The organism is Bombella sp. ESL0378 (genome assembly GCF_009725845.1).
Classification (GTDB): domain Bacteria; phylum Pseudomonadota; class Alphaproteobacteria; order Acetobacterales; family Acetobacteraceae; genus Bombella; species Bombella pollinis.
The window spans coordinates 201,290-219,009 of record NZ_WNIF01000007.1 but is presented as its reverse complement, the minus strand read 5'-3'; the positions used below and the strand labels follow the sequence as shown (position 1 = coordinate 219,009).

The window sequence follows — 17,720 nt, the reverse complement described above, 5'->3', positions numbered from 1 at the left end:
GCGGATGGGGAAAGGATAGAGCGCGATGAGTAATATGATAACAGGGCCGGGGCAGGGCACGGATCTTCTCCACCTTGCGGAGCGGCGGATGAGTTGGCTGCAAAATCGTGAATCCGTGTTGGCAGGGAATGTCGCTAATGCCAACACGCCGCATTATAGCCCTAAAGATGTTACGCCGTTTCAGGGTGTGGTGAATGCGGCACATATGGTGGCGTTAAAGCGTACACAGCCGGGGCATATGCTAGGGCCAGCAGGGGAGAGCCACGCTAAGCGAGAAGGGGGGCGTGCCTCTTTGGATGGTAACCGTGTGGTTTTGGAAGATGAGCTAGGCAAAATTGCGCAAACAAGTGACCAGCAGCGTTTCGCGACAACCGTTTATGGCCGTTATATGGGCATGTACGGCATGGCTTTGGGCAGTTCTGGCGGGCAATAAGCCTTGCTTTATGGTTTTGTTTTGAGTGTGAGAGGGATGAGAGATGGATTTTTCTGATACAATTGGTGTTTCAGCCGCTGGGATGCGGGCACAAACAGCACGTTTGCGTGTTGCGGCGGAGAATCTTGCAAATGCTGAGACGACAGGAGCATCGCCGGGAGCGGACCCGTATCGCCGTAAAATTGTAACCTTTAAAGAATCGTTGGATCGTGCCAGTGGCGTTTCCAGCGTTGCGATACGCTCGGTTGGGGAGGATCAATCCGACTTCCAAATGCGGTACGACCCGGCCCATCCTGCGGCTAATGAGCAAGGCTATGTGAAGATGCCGAATGTGAGTTCCATTGTAGAGATTATGGATAGTCATGACGCTCAACATTCATATGAGGCTAATTTGAATGCCTTGCAGGTAACACGCGCTATGTTGACGCGCGCTATTAATGTCATGCGGGATTGAGGAAGCGGTGTTGTTTGCACTGCGCCGGGTATGAGGACGGATATTATGAGAGGACGTGCTAGGGCTGTGAAAAAACCGGGCTTTTCCCTTAGTAAGATTACAAATCTTGCCTCCTGTTTGATGACGGTCCTTTTGGCGTTGAATCTTCATTCTCTCGCGGCGCAGATTAGCCAGCCTAATACGGAGAAGGAGCCCCCAAAGAATGGTGCAGAGCTGGAGAAGAAGGGGGTAATAGCAGCCCGGAGTGATGGCGAGAAAACGCCCCTTCAGCCTACAGCAACGGGTGCAGTGCCGAAAAAGACGCATCCGACTACAGTGCGCGTTTATGTCAATAAATTACAGGGATGGACGCCGCTTAATGGTTTGGCAGAAGGGGACCCGGCCTCTGGAGAGAAAGATGAGGATGCGTTGGAGCCGCGTGTTAAAACGGCAGAGCAGGGGTTAAATGAGGAAATCTTGGCTCATCGTCAGGCGATGCAAGGGCAGGCAGAGGCTTTAAAGCAGCAACAAAAAAGCCTTGAAGCTGAGCAAAAAGAACTTGATGAGAAGTTGCAAGCGTTAGGGCGTAATGCTTCGGAACTATCTGCTGAGCAAGACCAACGCCGCCAAGATGTGGAGCATAGTATTGACCGGCTCGCGCGCATTTATGAGCAAATGTCCCCGCGTGATGCTGCCGCTATGTTTGATGTATTGGATATGCGCGTCATGGTCCCGGTAGCACAACATATGATACCGCGCCGTATTTCTGAAGTTATTGGAAATATGACGCCAGACCGGGCTAATGTTTTGTCACAATATTTAGCAGGTATTCGTAAATTAAGCCCTGATGCGATGAATCGTCTTAATAGTCCGGTGGATTGTAATATTGCTAAATGAGCTGTATTCTCCACAAATTAACAGGATCAAAATAAAGTTAAAATGAGCTAATGGAAGGTAAATGAAAGCCTATATTATGTCTATTTTTTGATAAATAGCCTTCTTTTTGCTGATATTCTGCCTTATTTAAGGTTAAATTGTGGCATGGTCATAATTCATATGGCTATAATAAGGCTTATGTCTTGTAATTTCGCAGCCCGTTGGGGGATATTGGCCATGCTGAACGGGGATGAATCTTCTGGAGGGAAGGGAGGAGTCTGATGTTCAAATGGCTTTACAGAGATGCTTTGTTCCGCGTGCAAGTGCGTGTAGCGATGTTGGCGATTGAGTTTTATCTAGCGGTGCAGCTGCTTGTGGAGGGGGGGGGTTATCTCCAAAAGAAGCAGTTTGATAGTGTTGCATTTATTAATGTCGGTACGCTTGTTTTTGGCATGTTGCTAGTATGGGGCGTATGGCTTTTTCTTACAAAAGCTTTAACAGAGCCTGTAGAGCGTTTGATGGGTATGGGTGCCGCTTTAGATGAGGGCTACACACCAGATATTAGCCAATATGAAGGCCGTAAGAATTGTGTAGGGCGGCTTGGTAAGCTGCTTGCCTCTTTAGCGGTGAGTTTGCAGGAGCAAAAAGCGGCAGAAAAAGCGCATGGTGAAGCGGCTAATAAAGCCATGGAGGCCATGGAGGAGCTGCGTGAACGTGAGGTGCGAACTCATTCTGTTGTAGAGGAGCTAAACCGTGCTTTGCAACGATTAGCGCAAGGGGATCTCTCCATCCGCATCATGAGCGAGTTATTTAGTGGGGAGTTTGGCCCAGTGCGGGAGGCTTTTAATGGTTCTTTAGCGGGGTTAGGGGCGGCACTTTCGGCTGTGGCAGAAAGCTCCAATATGATTGCTAATGGGGCGAGCGAAATCTCCACAGCCTCTGATGACCTTGCAAAACGGACAGAGCGTCAGGCGGCGAGCCTTGGGCAGGTTACATCCTTTGTAAAATCTATCTCAGCGGGGTTTCAAACCACAGTGAGCAACTGCTCTTATGCTAGTAATGAGACTAGAGAGACGTTGCAGAAGGTTAAGACAGCCTCTACGGGGATGGAGCAGACTCGTGAGGCGATGAACTCTATCAAAACATCATCAGATGATATTGTGCATATTACGCGCTCGGTGAGTGATATTGCGTTTAAAACCAATGTTCTTGCGTTGAATGCGAGCGTAGAGGCGGCGCGTGCTGGTGAGGCGGGCCGTGGTTTTGCAGTGGTTGCAAAAGAGGTGCAATCCCTAGCGGAGCAATCTGCCAAAGCGGCTGATATGATTCGTGATGTGTTAGAGACCGCTACAGCCCATGTGCAAGAGGGTGTACGCCTTGTTGCGCGGACAAGTGGGTTGCTTCAGGATGTTGAAGAAGGCACCGAGGCTCTGGCTGAGCGTGTTGAAGTGGTGACCCAAGCCACCGATGAGCAAGCGCGTAGTTTGGCGGAGGTTTCTGAGGCGGTAAGCAGTATGGATGGCATGACCCAGCAAAATGCGGCGATGGTCGAGCAATCCACAGCGGCAAGCCATAATTTGACGACACAAGCCCTTAAATTGCGTGAAACATTAGCAACTTTCACAATCGGGGGGGGCACGGAGCATAGTGCGTTGTTAGGCCGCAGCCAGCTAAAGGCCTTGCCGCAAGAAGGAGCACCGGCCTTCTCGGCGGGGACGAAGCAAAAGGCAGCATCGCCTTTGTTGGCCAGCCGTCATGGTGAGATTCAGCAGGATGGAAAAATCTTACCAACACATTCTGATGATGAAGATGGCTGGGAACATTTCTAATGGTCGCGCTTATGGAGGGAGCTAGTCCCATAATCACCCTGCCGTCACGATTGGATACAAAAGCAGCGGATGGTTTAAAGCAGTTGCTTTTGGAGGGGCTGGCAGAGCATCAGGGGGGAGAAGCCCTCAGGCTGGATGCATCGCATGTGGAATATGTTGGCGGATTATGCGTGCGATTACTGCTCGCGAGTGGGCTGAAGGTTAGCGCGTGGTCTGACAAAGCAGAGGAAGCCTTCACGCTCTTTGGCGTCCGCGGCCAGCTTTTGGCGCATGAGGGGGCAGAGGAGGCTCATTATGGTGGATAATCAAGCTATCAGGGTGCTGACGGTTGATGATTCGCGCACTATGCAAGGCATGTTGCGGAAAGTCTTGGGGGATGCGGGGTATGATGTCATCCAAGGTGGTGATGGTGTGGAAGGGCTAGAGGCCCTCCAGCAGGCTAATCCAGCCCCACAAGCGATTATTACCGATATTAATATGCCGCGGATGGATGGTTTCCAATTTATCGAGGCGGTACGCGGGATAGAGGCATTTGCGCATCTTCCTATCATCTGCCTTACGACCGAAATTGATGAAGAAAAGAAACAGCGGGCGCGCTCCCTTGGGGCAACCGGGTGGATAGCAAAGCCGTTTAGTGCCGAGAAACTCGTCTGGGCTATAAAGCGTGTCACAGCGTAAGGGAGCATGGTTATGAGTGATGTCATGGATGATATCCTTAAAATCTTCTTTGAGGAATGTGATGAGCTCCTTCCTGAATTGGAAAGAGGCCTTAGCGAACTCTCAGAGGATGATGCTGACCCGGAGACAATTAACGCTATTTTCCGGGCGGTTCATTCCATTAAAGGCGGGGCGGCTTCATTTGGATTGGAGCGTCTTGTACGTTTTGCTCATGTTTATGAGAGCGCGTTAGATTGTTTGCGCTCCGGGCAGGTGAGGCCCGATTCTGCAACAGTGAAGACATTCTTCATAGCGATGGATGTGTTGAGCGATCTTGTTTCTGAATCAAAACAAATTGGCGAGAGAGTCGATAATCACCGTGTTGATGAGAATATCCATAAATTAGAGGAGATTATTGGGGTGCGACCAGAGGAGGAGCCTGTTGTAGAGCTGGAGGATTCTGCAGCTCCGGAAGGGTTTGTCCCCGTCACGGTAGATTTAGAGGCGTTTGATTTTGACGATCCTGCGGAGGAAGCCACCCCCCTAACAGAGACATTGCGAGTGAGTTTTCGTCCCCATGGGGAGCTGTATGAGCGCGGTGATGATGCGCGTAACTTATTATTAGGGTTAAAGAGCCTTTTGCCATCAGAGCAAGCGGCGGCTATGGTGGTGAGCTGTCAGCAACAAGATCTCCCCCCTTTAGCGGACCTTCCCGTAGATGAAGGTTGCCTTGGGTGGGAGGTGCATCTCCCTATTGGAGCTGAAGGTCCAACAGAGGCTGATGTGCATAATGTGTTCGACTGGGTGAGTGATGTATGTGACCTCACCATCAGCCGAGGGGAACAGCCTGTAGAAGATGAAATCTCTGATGAGGCTGAGTGTGTTGCGCCAATAGTCTCAGAGCCAGATTGTGTAAAGCCCCCTAAGGAGGAGCCTCATCCTGTACAGCCCGTACAAGAGGAAGGTCCTTCTGCTTCACCCTCATCCAAACAGGGGCGTAAACAAGAGCAGCATGCGTCCATCCGTGTTGATACAGGTCGGATTGGTATGTTGATGGATATGGTAGGGGAGATGGTGATTGGTCAGGCCTCCCTAGAATCCGCCTTATCACAGCAAGGTGTTACACAAGATCAAGAGCTGGTGAAGCGACTAGCAGTTTTGAAGACCCTTACGCGGGATATTCAAGAGGCTGTTATGGCGATTCGCGCTCAGCCTGTTCGGCATGTCTTTCAGCGGATGCAACGTGTTGTACGGGAGGGAAGTGGCCTCGCGGGGAAAGATGTCCGTCTGATTTTGGAGGGTGAGGAGACGGAAATTGATCGGACGTTGATCGAAAATCTCACAGATCCACTAACCCACATGCTGCGTAATGCGATTGACCATGGGATTGAAGATAAAGAGACCCGGCAGGCGGCGGGTAAGCCAGCCCAAGGGACCATTAGGCTCTCAGCCCGTCATCGCTCTGGTCGGATTTTGATAGAGATTCAAGATGATGGGGGTGGGATTAATAGCCAGCGTGTTTTGCAGACAGCGATTAAACGCGGCATTGTTTCAGCACAGGCTGTTTTGGATGAGCATGAGATTAACGAGCTTATCTTTGCCCCCGGCTTCTCTACGGCTGATGCTGTTTCGGACCTTTCCGGCCGTGGGGTGGGGATGGATGTGGTTCGCCAAGCGATTCAGACCCTAGGAGGGCGGGTGATGATTAAAAGTACACCCGGGCAGGGGACGCTATTTACTTTGAGCCTACCGCTTACCCTCGCTGTATTGGATGGGATGTTGATAGAGTGTCGTGGTGCGGTGATGGTGGTGCCAGTCTCCTCCGTGGTGGAGCTCGTCACAGTGGATGTGAAGGAGGATATTTATCATCTGCCAGATGGGAGCCATGTTGTCTCGATTAGAACACGCTGTATCCCTCTGATTTATCTGGGTGATGAACTGACTCTCCCGCAGGATTATAGCGATGTGACTGGTCCTAACCATATGGGGCGGGCTGGTGAGGGTGATCAACTCATGGTCCTTGTGGTGGAAAATGAGGCCGGGGCCCGGGCAGCTTTGGTGGTAGATGGCGTGCGTGACCAAGCGCAAGTCGTCATCAAAAGCATCGAGAAGAATTACCGTCCCATCAAGGGGGTTTCTGCAGCAACAATCCTTGGGGATGGAAGTGTGGCGTTGATTTTAGACGTATCGACCTTAATTGTTTCTGCTACGAAACGTATTGATACGCGCGCCTTAGAAGTACTTGCTGAACATAATGCGTGAAGAATGACGCATCGGAAGAAAGGTGGAGAAAGATGCCCGTAACGACTAATAGACAAGCCCCCTCAAAAGAGACCGGGGTTGTGGCGCATGCTCCTACGGGAAAAGAGCAGATGATTATCTTCACTGTGGGGGAGCAGCGTTATTGTATTCCTATCCTCCGCATTCGCGAGATAAGGGAGTTTGAAGCCCCAACGTATTTGCCGCATTGCCCTGCTTATGTAGAGGGGGCCATTAATATTCGCGGGAATATCGTAACTGTTGTTAATCTCGCTCGTTATTTAGGGACAGAGATGCAAGAGGGGAATGAGCGGCGGGTTGTTATCATTATTGAGGATAGTACAAGCCGAACGACCTGCGGGCTGTTGGTTGATAGTGTAATTGGCATTACAGATATTATCTTAGATGAGATACAGCCCATCTCTGTTGATGGTGGTGCTGCGGAATTAAGCGGTCTTGTGAGTATTGATGAGCGTGTCATCCGTATTCTGCAATTAGATACATTATTAGCGCGCTTATTGGGGGCTAATCTTATCCATACAGATGGGGTGTCATAAGCGTCATGGACGTTCCAGATAGCTTTGCGTACTCCGCAACGGACTTTCACCGTGTGCAGGAGATTGCGCGTTTGGAGGCGGGGATTCATCTTCCTCATTCTAAGCGGAGCCTTGTGTTCTCCCGTGTGTCCCGCCGCATCCGTGCCACTGGCGGGGAGTCATTTCGCGATTATCTGGACTATGTGACCTCCCAAGCGGGTCGGGCAGAGCTACAAGAGTTAATCTGTGTTCTTACAACAAATGTGACGCAGTTCTTCCGGGAGAAGGCTCATTTTGAGCATCTGGAAACAGAGCTTTTGCCAAAATTAGGGGCTTCTTTACGCCAAGGGGGGCGGGGGCGGTTGTGGTCTGCGGCCTGCTCTACCGGGCAAGAGCCTTGGAGCATGGCTATGTCGGTCATGGCGCGTGTCCCTGATGCACCACGTTGGGATATGCGGATTCTTGCAACAGATATTAATCATGCTGTTGTGGAGACAGGACGTAAGGGAGAATACAGGGCAGAGGACCTCCAAGCTGTACCACAGCGTTGGCGGGAGACCTATATGCAGCAAGCCGGGGATGACACCTTCACTATGGGGGCAGATATTCGCCGGCTTGTGACGTTTCGGTCGCTTAATTTGAATCGAGCTTGGCCGTTTCATGGTCAGTTTGATGCTATTTTCTGCCGAAATGTAGTGATTTATTTTGATGACGAAACGCGCAATGCGCTTTGGAAACGTCTTGCCGAGCGGCTTGTTCCCGGTGGCTTTCTTTATGTGGGTCATTCCGAGCGGGTGGATTGTACAACCGCATGTCAGTTGGATGTTGTAGCCCCAACCATCTATAGAAAGAGGAATTAAGAGCATGAAGGAGCGCATCAAGGTCCTTATTGTTGATGATTCGCGGACCGCACGGGAGCTGATAAAACGCTCTTTTCTCAAATATCCAGAAATTGAGGTCATCGGCCTTGCGTCTAATCCGCTTGAGGCACGGGATATGATTATTGAGAATCAACCCGATGTTATTACGCTAGATATTGAAATGCCGGGGATGAATGGCCTTCAATTTTTAGAAAAGATTATGCGTCTGCGGCCTATTCCTGTTGTTATGGTCTCTAGCATGACGACAAAAGGGGCGAATACAGCGATTACGGCGTTACAAATGGGCGCGTTTGAATGTTTCCCCAAGCAAGATTGTGCTGGGGAGTCCTTTGCGGGGCTGGGGCAAATTGTTTTAGAGGCTGCACAGTCTCGCCCCGGTTTGTGGCATCAACGGGCTGAGAATCCTCTCTCGGCAAAACCGAGCATGGTAAAAATGCCGTTGCCTAAGGCGTGGCGTTTAAGCTTTGGCCTTGTGGGGATTGGTTCTTCCACCGGTGGGGTGGAAGCGGTGGAGGAGGTGTTAAAAGACCTCCCCGCGCATAGTCCGCCGCTTGTGGTATGCCAGCATATGCCGTCTCTTTACACAGCAAGCTTTGCCCAACGCTTAGATAGCATCATTCCTCAGCTCTCTATTGCAGAGGCGAAAGATGGCGAAGCCTTAACGCCAGGGATGGTGCGTATTGCCCCCGGTGGGAGCAAGCATCTCATTGTGGGGAAGGAAGGTACTCAATATGTAACGCGCTTAAGAGATGGTGCGCCGGTGGGCGGGCATCGTCCAGCGGTGGATAGTTTGTTTCATTCCATAGCGCAGGTTGTGGGGAAGAAAGCCTTGGGGATTATCCTTACAGGGATGGGGCGTGATGGGGCTGATGGCCTTTTAGCTATGCGTAAAGCGGGGGCTAGGACAATAGGGCAGGATAAGGCATCTTCTGTCGTTTATGGCATGCCGCGTGTTGCGGCAGAGTTGGGAGCTGTAGAGCATGAAGTGGCTTTGGGAGAGATTGCACGCTTTGCGATGGGGTTACAGTGAGGCTGTAAACCGGGCACGCTAAGGCATAATGCTATAGTTGTTTTTATGATTGATGATTTAATGGGCAGAAAGGGTTAGAAAATGCCGTCCGCATCTCAGATTCGAGCTTTAATTGTAGATGATCAAGCCTCTATTCGGCAGGTATTGGCCAGCCATATGGCAGAGATTGGCTTTAAAGGTGTTGTGCAACGTAAAGATGGCAAAGAAGCCTTAGAGTATTTAGAGGGCCACCCGGTTCATCTTGTTATTTCTGATTTTAACATGCCGGGTATGGATGGTTTAGCCTTATTAGAGGCTGTGCGCGCTAACCCGAAGACGTCCAAATTAGCTTTTATTATCCTTACAGGGGAGGCTAATGCGGGCCTAGTACAAAAGGCTGTGTCGGCAGGGGTCAATAACTTTCTAGCAAAGCCTTATACATTGGCAAAGCTGAAGGAAACGTTGGAAAAAGTCTTTGGGCCTATCAGGTGATATCGCCACTGAATATCATGACCTTGATACAAGGGGAGCTAGCGGTTTCGGATGATTCATCTGTCGTGTTTAGCACCTTGCTTGGTTCATGTATTTCGGTGTGCATGTATGACCCATATGCGGGGGTAGGAGGGATGAATCATTTTCTCTTACCGGGGGAGGATTGTGTCGGGTCAAGCTCTAGCACAGCGTATCTTTATGGGGTTAATGCCATGAATCACCTTATAGAGCGTCTGATAAAAGCGGGCTGTGTAAGAGAACGTCTTGAATGTAAGGCGTTTGGTGGGGCGTCGGTTTTGTCCGTAGCCAGTGATATCGGGCAAAAGAATGTTGATTTCTTATGGGATTATGTAAAGCGGACGCATCTGCACTGCGTTGCTTATAGTCTTGGCGGGCATAAAGTACGCCGTATCCGGTTTTGGCCTACAACGGGAAAAGTATTGCAGCATAAATGCTGATGTAAAATGAGTATATGGAGGCACGAGCATGAGCAAAGGGACTATCATACAGGCAGCTGCCTTAGTGCAACGTCTAGCCATGGTGTTGGATGATAGTTGTCATAAACTATCTGATGTACAAGAGGCGGTCGCTCGTTACATTGCAACTGGGAACTTAAATGCAGAGCAAATGGAACGCCTGCAAGAACTTGACGCGTTAACGCAAGAGATAGAAGCCGTACGCTCTGTATTAAAGCGCATGGGATGTTCGATGGCTAATTTAGATAATTTAAATTATTCATCTGATTCTATTCTTAAAGATGTTCACCTCTCGCAGGTAAGACATATTTTAAATCATGGTAAAGATTTGAATGATAAGGAAATTCATGGTGATGTTACACTCTTTTAACGATATTTTATAGCATTATGTTTTAGGTGGGTACAGTATGTGTTTATGAAGAGATGAATGGGTCGAGGATTTCCTTCATCATTTCTCCTTAAAGCCGTTTGGTTGGGAGGGGATAGAGAGAGTGACGTGATTGGCATCATTGTAGCAACAGCTGATGGGGCTGTGTTTCAACAACAAGGCTATATGAGTGATGAGGCTGCGCGCTTTTTAGTGGGGTATCGCGAGGCTGCGGCGTTAGTAGGGTTTGGGGTGCGGATGCTGCCTGTTATTCTTACAGGGGTTTGGTCTTTCCCGGGGACAGAGCAGTTAGGGGAGGAGAAGCGATGCCTTGTAGGGCTGCATGATGGGAGCGGTAATGATGATATTTACCGGTCTGTGTTGCAGTATTACCCTATGGCATTGGATAGTGATGATGAGGTGGTTGTTTCCTTCATCGCGGTGGATAATTTTCAGCATTGCCCGGTAGAAGAAGCTTTTGATACAGGGCGATTGGCTGCGTGTTTTGATATTGCTGCATGGGCTGTTGATTCATTACCATACCGTCCAAGTACTGGTATTTATGATCTAACAAAGCATGATGTTAAAGCATTGTCACTTGGTGTTTGGGTTAATATTTTAGCGACATGGTTATCGCGTATAGGTATTTTCTCTAATGAGTTTTTAGAGAAAATACGTTTGGTTATTTGCAGATTTGTTATTGAGAAACTTGCTTGTATAAAAAAAGGGGCCACAGCTAATGTGGAAGCCTATATAAAAGAGCAGCCGGGTATTATGGCGCGATTGGTCGATATGATGAGACATTGTTCGGATGAACGATTATCTTATTTGCCGATGGACCCAGAGGCATTATGCCGAGCTATTCTGGTGCGTTCGTTACGGTTTTTCCAAGCGGAGGGGGAGGAAAACGGTAAGGAAGGGCAGTAGTTTTTCCCACACTGTGACAAAGTAGTGACAAGTTATTCTTGATTATCTGCTCATATAGACGTGATTAATATTCTTTCATAAAATGCGCCTATCTTTTTAATGAGGCTGGCCGATAGGGAAGCGTTGACTATATGAGCGTATCTTTCTCAGCGTTATATCGTTGTTTTACTGCGACTTTTTGCTTCTGTGCGACTGCTTCGCCTTTATGGGCTGCGGGGGAGCCAGCAGCGTATGAGCATGCGCTTTCTTACTCTGCTCCCAAAGGTGTGTCGCCCGTGATGAAGGTAGCAGGTAAAACCATTCAGCCTGAGACAAAAGCGGGGCAAATGGAATATCTCTTTAAAAAAGGCGGTCAACATACCTCTCCGCCCTTGCATACAGCTCCCCCTCTGGCATCGGCTCAAGCACAGCGGGAAACGGCAGAGCATACAGCGCAGATTTTTATGCGTCATATGGGGATGAAGACGCAGCCTTATTCCAATTACCCTAAGGAGGAGTTTGGGGTTTTTGGGGAAAATGGAAAAGAATTGCTAGAGCGGGTGAATATCCCGTTGCATGAAGGTGACCCGGAGAGCAAATCTGGCCCACCTTTGCCCCACCCAGAGGCCTTGCTACCACAGATGAAGTGGAACCATTGGCTGCGGGATCGTGGCGTTGCTATTATGGTTGATACAACGAACGAGTTTGCCGGGGCGATTACCAGCCCGACCAAAGGATTGGGCTTAAAGCAGGGTTCCTCCAATGCGGGGCAATATAGTTTTGAAAATGATATTGATTGGTACAAATTAGCCGGTATTCGTGGCTTTGAGACTCATATTATTGGCGTGGGGCGTTATGGTATTTCCGCAAGTAAGATGTTTGGGGATAATACAAACCCCAGTCAGGAAATCTATGGCGGTGGCGGTAACGTCGTGTTCCATCTTGTCCATTTTTATGGGGAAGAAACATTATGGGGTGGGCGTCTGAATATTGCTATGGGGCGGATGTCCAGCAATACAGACTTTGCCAATAGCCCACTTTACTGTAACTTTATGAATAATGCCTTCTGCGGTAACCCGAAGGCTGTGACGGATAACTATGTGCGTTCCTCTTATCCGGGGACAAACTGGGCGGCGCGTATTCGGGCACGGCCAACAAATAGTACGTATATTCAGGTTGGTGTGTATTTCCCAGAGCGCGGCATTTACGGTGTGCAGGAGAACCGAACCGGTTTTAAGTTTAATGGTGCGATGATTAGTGGTGTCTTGACGCCTATTGAGTTCGGTTGGGAGCCAGAGTTCGGTAAAGCGCATTTATCTGGCCATTATAAAGTCGGTTTTGCGCCTGATACATCAGACCATTATCTCGGTGTGTATAATCCCCCTAACCGCCGTAATGCTGGACAAACGATGATGAGAATCCCGAATTGCCCGACCTGCAATGGCGTTGGGGATGCGGTGCCGGGGACAGGGATTCGCCGTAACTTCAACTGGGGTATGTGGTTCTTGGCCGACCAGATGATTATCCGCCATCCTACCAAAGATACGGTGGAAGGGGGTTTGATTGCCTTCTTTGATGCGTATTGGAACAAGCCAGATGTTGCCATGCGCGGTAAATTATACGCTTTTGGGTTGGTTGATACTGGCTTTTGGCGTGCGCGCCCGCTTGATACGGTGGGTGTATCTTTCTCTTACACAGGTTCTAGTCATTCCACACGGGCGGCGCAGCGTTTCCAGGTGGAGCATGGCATGGCTCCAGCGGCGGGCAGCCCTTATTATTCCTCTGGCGGGGCCCCGCTTATGTGGGGGTCTTATGGGGTGCAGCGTTGGGGGAGTACGCTGGAGGCCACATACCGTATCCATGTCATGCGGGGTGTGACCTTCGCGCCGGACTTCCAATATTACTTTAACCCCGGCATGCAGCGCGTTTTAAAAGATGCGGCGATGCTTGGCTTTAAATCACACGTTCAGTTCTTCTGAGGTTGCGTGTCTTGGCTTGTCTGTGAGGGTGGAGGGATTGTGGCATCAACACGGGCCATCGCCTTACCCCGGACAAGCCAATAAGCTGCAGAAAGTGATAAAACAGCAGCGGAGAGGGCGAGCAGTTCGCGGACATTGACACCGTTAAGGTCCAGCACGATGAACTTACGTACCGCGGCCATCATGCCGATGAGCAAGACCGAACGCATACGAATCATCCCCTGAGATTCCGAGCTTGGTAGGACGAGGATGGAGTGGCGGAACTCCAAAGCGATTAGCACTGTGAAAAAGAGGCCGAAGACTTCCTGCAATATAGCGGGGTCTGTAGGTTGTAAGCCTGCATGAAGCACCAGCTTTACAACGGCCACTACGACATGCAGCAACCCTAAGCAGGCGACAATGGTGATGCAGAGGGAGAGGATGAGCATAGCTCCCCCCTCAAAGAGATCAAATAAACGGGCAAGCCCGATGAAACCGGGGAAGGTGTTTTTCATGAAACGGCAAAAGCCTTTAATCTGTGTAGGGATGACGCCTATATAGGGCGATTATGTCATGTCATAACCATCATATTATGGCGAGGAAAGGCTTTATATCACAAGCAGAGGGAGCAAAATATGTTGGTTTGCTCTTTATTGCTGCTTTTAGAAAGAGCTAGATAGTGTGCGTGAAATAACGTAACGCTTATCGGGTATGTTTTTGGAGGTTAAGAGAATGAAACGTCTTTTACTATGTGCCACTCTGCTTCTGCCTTTATCTGCCCCGGTAGCGGCACACGCTGCGGATGCACAGCAGGTGGATATACAACATGCTGAAACGCAGCATCTTGTTGTGGGTATTGGTCTGAAACATTGTAAGTTCCACTTAAACAGCAAAGACCCTATGGCAAAGCCTTTGGTGTATAGCTGGGTGCAGGGTGCAATAACTGGCATTGATAACGCTATGGCCGCTGCAACGGGGAAAGAGCTGCTTATCAATAAGGTGACATCTAGCGATGTTATTATCTCTGTGTTTGATAGCGTCTGTCGCTCTAATCCCACAATGACGATTGAGGCCGCAGCGAATGAGACATATGGCAAATTGTTAAAGCGGTAACAGCATTAGTACGGCACAAACGGCACCTGCCTCCCCTATTTTTAAGGGGGGAGGCAGGTGCCAAGCGACTCTGATAAAATTGGCTTCTCGAAAAGTATGTTGGCTTTTATCCGGCCTTAGATACGCTTTATACGTTCCATAGGTCCTACGCGCTTAGCGCGATGCCATAAAAACCAGCAGAATGGTGGGGAATCATGGTGCCGGATGAGAGATTCGAACTCCCGGCCTTCGGTTTACAAAACCGCTGCACTACCACTGTGCTAATCCGGCGACGGAGGCTTCATCTCATTTTTGGAGAGTGAAATCAAGAGGGAAAATGCAAAAACGGAGAAATAGCCGCAGCTTTAAGGCAAAGCTTAATGTGCGGCGGGGCCTTGATGCTGGGTGAGATGCTCTGGCGGGGCGAGGACGGGGCCATTGGCGACAAAGCCGTACCCATCTGAGGAGAGGCCGCGATGAGCGACCTCTTGATGGGTGGTGCAGGCCGTAAGGCTAACGCACATCATAGTAAGGCTGATAACGAGGAGCCATTTATGAGGGGAATAAAGAGAGGCCATAAACTATGCTTTCAGAAGATGATGGGCGTTTTATACCAAAAAATGGATAACAACATCACGCCGCGTCATGGTGGCTGAGCTGGTCCTTTAGGTGGCGGGCGATGGCTGTATAAGCCTGCGAGGCGGGGTTGTCAGGCTCGCGCAGGACGAGGGGGGTGCCTTCATCGGCACTGCATCGGATGTCGCGCAGCAAAGGAATCTCACCTAAAAAGGGGATGTTAAGGGCGTTTGCTTCTTCCTTTGCGCCCCCATGGCCAAAGAGGTCTGTTCGCTCATGGCAATGAGGGCAGCAGAAATAGGACATATTCTCAATCAACCCTAAAAGGGGCGTGCCTATTTTCTCAAATAATGTCACGCCACGGCGGGCATCTAGCAGGGCAATATCTTGGGGGGTTGAGACAATCACAGCCCCGCCCTTTTGTAGTTTGTCAGATAATTTCCGTGTGAGGGTGAGTTGCGCATCACCCGTACCGGGGGGGAGGTCCACAATGAGAACGTCTAACGCCCCCCACGAGACATCGCTCATTAATTGAGTGAGGGCTCCCATGACCATGGGGCCACGCCAAATCATCGCTTGTTCTTTCTCAACAAGATAGCCGATGGACATGGTCTTAAGCCCCCAACGCTCAAGCGGGAGGAGCTTGCCATGGTCCACTATGGGTTTTTGGGTTTCACCTAACATATGCGGGAGGGAGGGGCCGTAAATATCGGCATCAAGCAAGCCGGTTTTCAGGCCCAGCCGCGCAAGGCTGCAAGCGAGATTGACGGCCGTGGTGGATTTACCAACTCCCCCTTTGCCAGAGGCCACAGCGATGACGGCTTTTACCTCTGGCAAGTATGCCTCTGGTGGGGCGGCATGATTTGTAGAGCCGGGTTTAGGGCGTTCACCTAAAGCGAGTGGGCGATGGCCACCTGTAGAAGGGGCCGCTTGTGATGGGCTGGTGGACGGTGAACGATGGGCTGTCAGAGATAATGTGAGTCGCTCGATAGCCGGATGATGCGTAATAGCGTCCTCAAAAGCTTGACGGTTTTTATGCAAAAGAGGCGCGCCTTTTGCGGTGATGCGTAGAATGAGATGAGCATGGCTATGCTCTAAGGTTAGGGCCTCGATTGTGGCATGAGGGGCTAAATGATGGGCCTCAAGCAGTGTTGTGATGTGCTGCGTGAGGGTGGTTGTGTCGTCTTGAGCAGTCATGGGGCAAGGTCTCTCGTGCATAAAACTGCCTCATGAGGCAAAAAAACATAAACAAACGCGTTGGAAGGATGACGGCCAGCGCGTGGTGGGGTAGTTTCTATCACATGAGCCGATTCATGTATTCTTCTCTTCTTTCATCTTCGCGTGCATGGCTGTCTTGCATGGTGTCATGTGCGCTCCTCTCTGGTGTGATGGTGCCGTCTCATAGGGCATGGGCGCAAGGGGAGGCAGGGACGGAGGCCCCCGCTGCTACAGGGCCTATGACGACCGCGCGGGAGGCCGGGGCGGCACGCGCAGCGCATGAGGCGGCGATGATGCCCGGCTTTGCAGCCTTAACGGATAGGCTTTTGCCTGCGGTGGTGAATATTTCCGTCTCCAGCGTTATCCATGCTGATGAGCATCAGCCAGAAGGCCCCGATGGGAGTGCCCCCGCCGGGCCGCAATCCTCGCCTTTTCCCCCCGGTTCGCCCTTGGAGAAGTTTTTTCATGATTATCTCCATCATCGGCATGAGGATGGTAAGCCGGAGCGGCAGGTGCAGGCTTTAGGCTCAGGCTTTATCATCGACCCTTCCGGTGTGGTCGTGACGAATAATCATGTGATTGAGAATGCACAGCAAGTTAGCGTGACCCTCTCCGATGGGACGGAATATCCCGCGCGGATTGTAGGGCGGGATAGTAAAGAGGACCTCGCGGTGTTGCAGGTCACGGCGGATCGTCCTTTACCCTCTGTCCCGTTAGGCCGTAGTGATGAGGCCCGGATTGGTGATTGGGTCTTAGCCATTGGTAATCCTTTTGGGTTGAGCGGTACGGTGACAGCGGGGATTATCTCCTCGCGTAAGCGCAATGTGGACCACGGTTTGTATGATGATTTCATCCAGACTGATGCGGCTATTAACCATGGTAATTCTGGTGGGCCACTCTTTAACCTGAAAGGGGAAGTGATTGGCATTAATACGCTGATTTATGGGGGCTCAGGCGGGGATTCGATTGGTATTGGCTTTGCCATCCCCGCTGATGATGCGCGTGGGATTATCGCCCAATTACGGCAGAGGGGTTATGTACGCCGGGGCTGGTTGGGCGTGCGGTATCAGGATGTTACGCGGACGATGGCAGAGGACCTCTCCTTCCATAAAGAGGGGGATTCAACGGGGAAGATGTGGGGGACAGGGGCCATTGTAGCAGAGGTTGTGAAGGATGGTCCTGCTCAAAAGGCAGGGTTACAGGTTGGTGATATTCTCACCGCTCTAAACGGCCAACCCGTGACAGGTCAAACATTGCCACGCCTTGTTGCAGGGCATGAGCCGAAGGAGCATGTTCGTTTCACCCTATGGCGGCGTGGGGCGTATCAGGTGGTGGACTTCACGTTAGGGAAAAACCCGGAGGAGAAAGACCCGCTCCCCTCCGATACGCACCCGCCTGAGCATGTTGTAAAAACACTGCATGACCTCGGCTTGAAGCTCGGGGTCATCGACCAGACAGCCCGCACACAATATGAGCTGAGTGATAGTCAGCGCGGTGTATTGGTGTTGCGTGTGTTTGATGGCAGCCCTGCTGCGAGCCGTATGATGGCGGAGGGGAATGTGATTCTCCAAGTGGGGGAACAAGAGGTGAATACGCCAGATGCGTTACAACACGCTCTTGACCGCGCACGGGAGCTGAAACGGACGGATATTCTGCTGCTTGTGCAGGATAAAGAGGGCCTGCGCTGGGTGCCGCTCCCGCTGGGAGTCACGCCGTAACGTC

Annotated in this window: 20 protein-coding genes and 1 tRNA gene; 17 read left to right on the top strand and 4 right to left on the bottom strand. The window is 50.7% G+C overall.

Annotated features, from left to right (window positions below; translation table 11 throughout):
- Positions 1-25: 25 nt before the first annotated feature.
- The 15 genes from GM556_RS06225 to GM556_RS06155 all read left to right on the top strand — a co-directional run bounded on the left by GM556_RS06225 (position 26) and on the right by GM556_RS06155 (position 13,133).
- Positions 26-433, top strand: a complete 408-nt coding sequence (locus tag GM556_RS06225; protein WP_155573690.1) for a flagellar biosynthesis protein FlgB — start codon at positions 26-28, stop codon at positions 431-433.
- 43 nt (positions 434-476) lie between these two features.
- Positions 477-887 (top strand): flagellar basal body rod protein FlgC, encoded by a 411-nt coding sequence (flgC, locus tag GM556_RS06220; protein WP_155573689.1) that lies wholly within the window; start codon positions 477-479, stop codon positions 885-887.
- Between the two features lie 45 nt (positions 888-932).
- Positions 933-1,763: a MotE family protein gene (locus GM556_RS06215; RefSeq protein ID WP_155573688.1), complete on the top strand. Its 831-nt coding sequence runs from the start codon at positions 933-935 to the stop codon at positions 1,761-1,763.
- A gap of 260 nt (positions 1,764-2,023) precedes the next feature.
- Positions 2,024-3,571 (top strand): methyl-accepting chemotaxis protein, encoded by a 1,548-nt coding sequence (locus GM556_RS06210; RefSeq protein ID WP_155579580.1) that lies wholly within the window; start codon positions 2,024-2,026, stop codon positions 3,569-3,571.
- Positions 3,571-3,876, top strand: a complete 306-nt coding sequence (locus tag GM556_RS06205; RefSeq protein ID WP_155573686.1) for an STAS domain-containing protein — start codon at positions 3,571-3,573, stop codon at positions 3,874-3,876. Before GM556_RS06210 ends, GM556_RS06205 begins: the two co-directional genes overlap by 1 nt.
- Positions 3,866-4,249, top strand: coding sequence for a response regulator (locus GM556_RS06200; RefSeq protein ID WP_155573685.1), 384 nt, complete (start codon positions 3,866-3,868; stop codon positions 4,247-4,249). Before GM556_RS06205 ends, GM556_RS06200 begins: the two co-directional genes overlap by 11 nt.
- A 12-nt stretch (positions 4,250-4,261) precedes the next feature.
- Positions 4,262-6,490, top strand: a complete 2,229-nt coding sequence (locus tag GM556_RS06195) for a chemotaxis protein CheA (RefSeq protein WP_155579579.1) — start codon at positions 4,262-4,264, stop codon at positions 6,488-6,490.
- 32 nt (positions 6,491-6,522) lie between these two features.
- Complete coding sequence (locus GM556_RS06190; protein ID WP_155573683.1) at positions 6,523-7,044, top strand: chemotaxis protein CheW; 522 nt, start codon at positions 6,523-6,525, stop codon at positions 7,042-7,044.
- Positions 7,045-7,049: 5 nt separating this feature from the next.
- Complete coding sequence (locus GM556_RS06185) at positions 7,050-7,883, top strand: protein-glutamate O-methyltransferase CheR (RefSeq protein ID WP_155579578.1); 834 nt, start codon at positions 7,050-7,052, stop codon at positions 7,881-7,883.
- A 4-nt stretch (positions 7,884-7,887) separates the two neighbouring features.
- Complete coding sequence (locus GM556_RS06180; RefSeq protein ID WP_155573681.1) at positions 7,888-8,934, top strand: chemotaxis response regulator protein-glutamate methylesterase; 1,047 nt, start codon at positions 7,888-7,890, stop codon at positions 8,932-8,934.
- Positions 8,935-9,015: 81 nt separating this feature from the next.
- Positions 9,016-9,405, top strand: coding sequence for a response regulator (locus GM556_RS06175; RefSeq protein ID WP_155573680.1), 390 nt, complete (start codon positions 9,016-9,018; stop codon positions 9,403-9,405).
- 134 nt (positions 9,406-9,539) lie between these two features.
- Complete coding sequence (locus tag GM556_RS06170; RefSeq protein WP_230873313.1) at positions 9,540-9,863, top strand: chemotaxis protein CheD; 324 nt, start codon at positions 9,540-9,542, stop codon at positions 9,861-9,863.
- 28 nt (positions 9,864-9,891) lie between these two features.
- Positions 9,892-10,251, top strand: a complete 360-nt coding sequence (locus GM556_RS06165) for a hypothetical protein (protein WP_155579577.1) — start codon at positions 9,892-9,894, stop codon at positions 10,249-10,251.
- A gap of 126 nt (positions 10,252-10,377) precedes the next feature.
- Entirely contained in the window at positions 10,378-11,175 is a 798-nt protein-coding gene (locus GM556_RS06160) for a hypothetical protein (RefSeq protein ID WP_155579576.1), read from the top strand.
- Between the two features lie 131 nt (positions 11,176-11,306).
- Positions 11,307-13,133 carry a carbohydrate porin gene (locus tag GM556_RS06155; RefSeq protein ID WP_230873312.1) on the top strand — a complete coding sequence of 609 codons (1,827 nt, stop codon included), beginning with the start codon at positions 11,307-11,309 and terminating at the stop codon, positions 13,131-13,133.
- Here the strand turns inward: GM556_RS06155 and GM556_RS06150 are convergent.
- A complete protein-coding gene (locus tag GM556_RS06150) occupies positions 13,121-13,627 on the bottom strand; it encodes a phosphate-starvation-inducible PsiE family protein (protein WP_155579575.1) in 507 nt (168 codons plus the stop codon). The two genes, GM556_RS06155 and GM556_RS06150, sit on opposite strands and share 13 nt — an antisense overlap.
- 217 nt (positions 13,628-13,844) lie before the next feature.
- Here GM556_RS06150 and GM556_RS06145 point away from each other — a divergent pair, with 217 nt between their 5' ends.
- A complete protein-coding gene (locus tag GM556_RS06145; protein WP_099026882.1) occupies positions 13,845-14,225 on the top strand; it encodes a hypothetical protein in 381 nt (126 codons plus the stop codon).
- A gap of 195 nt (positions 14,226-14,420) precedes the next feature.
- Here the strand turns inward: GM556_RS06145 and GM556_RS06140 are convergent.
- From GM556_RS06140 to GM556_RS06130, 3 genes are all read right to left on the bottom strand, one after another.
- A tRNA-Thr gene (locus GM556_RS06140) sits at positions 14,421-14,495 on the bottom strand.
- 86 nt (positions 14,496-14,581) lie between these two features.
- Positions 14,582-14,782: a hypothetical protein gene (locus GM556_RS06135; RefSeq protein ID WP_155573675.1), complete on the bottom strand. Its 201-nt coding sequence runs from the start codon at positions 14,780-14,782 to the stop codon at positions 14,582-14,584.
- Between the two features lie 55 nt (positions 14,783-14,837).
- The gene (locus GM556_RS06130) at positions 14,838-15,977 is read right to left on the bottom strand and encodes an Mrp/NBP35 family ATP-binding protein (protein ID WP_155579574.1); all 1,140 of its coding nucleotides are present in this window, start codon (positions 15,975-15,977) and stop codon (positions 14,838-14,840) included.
- 161 nt (positions 15,978-16,138) lie between these two features.
- Between GM556_RS06130 and GM556_RS06125 the strand changes: the two genes are divergently transcribed.
- Positions 16,139-17,716 (top strand): Do family serine endopeptidase, encoded by a 1,578-nt coding sequence (locus GM556_RS06125; protein ID WP_230873311.1) that lies wholly within the window; start codon positions 16,139-16,141, stop codon positions 17,714-17,716.
- Positions 17,717-17,720 lie beyond the last annotated feature (4 nt).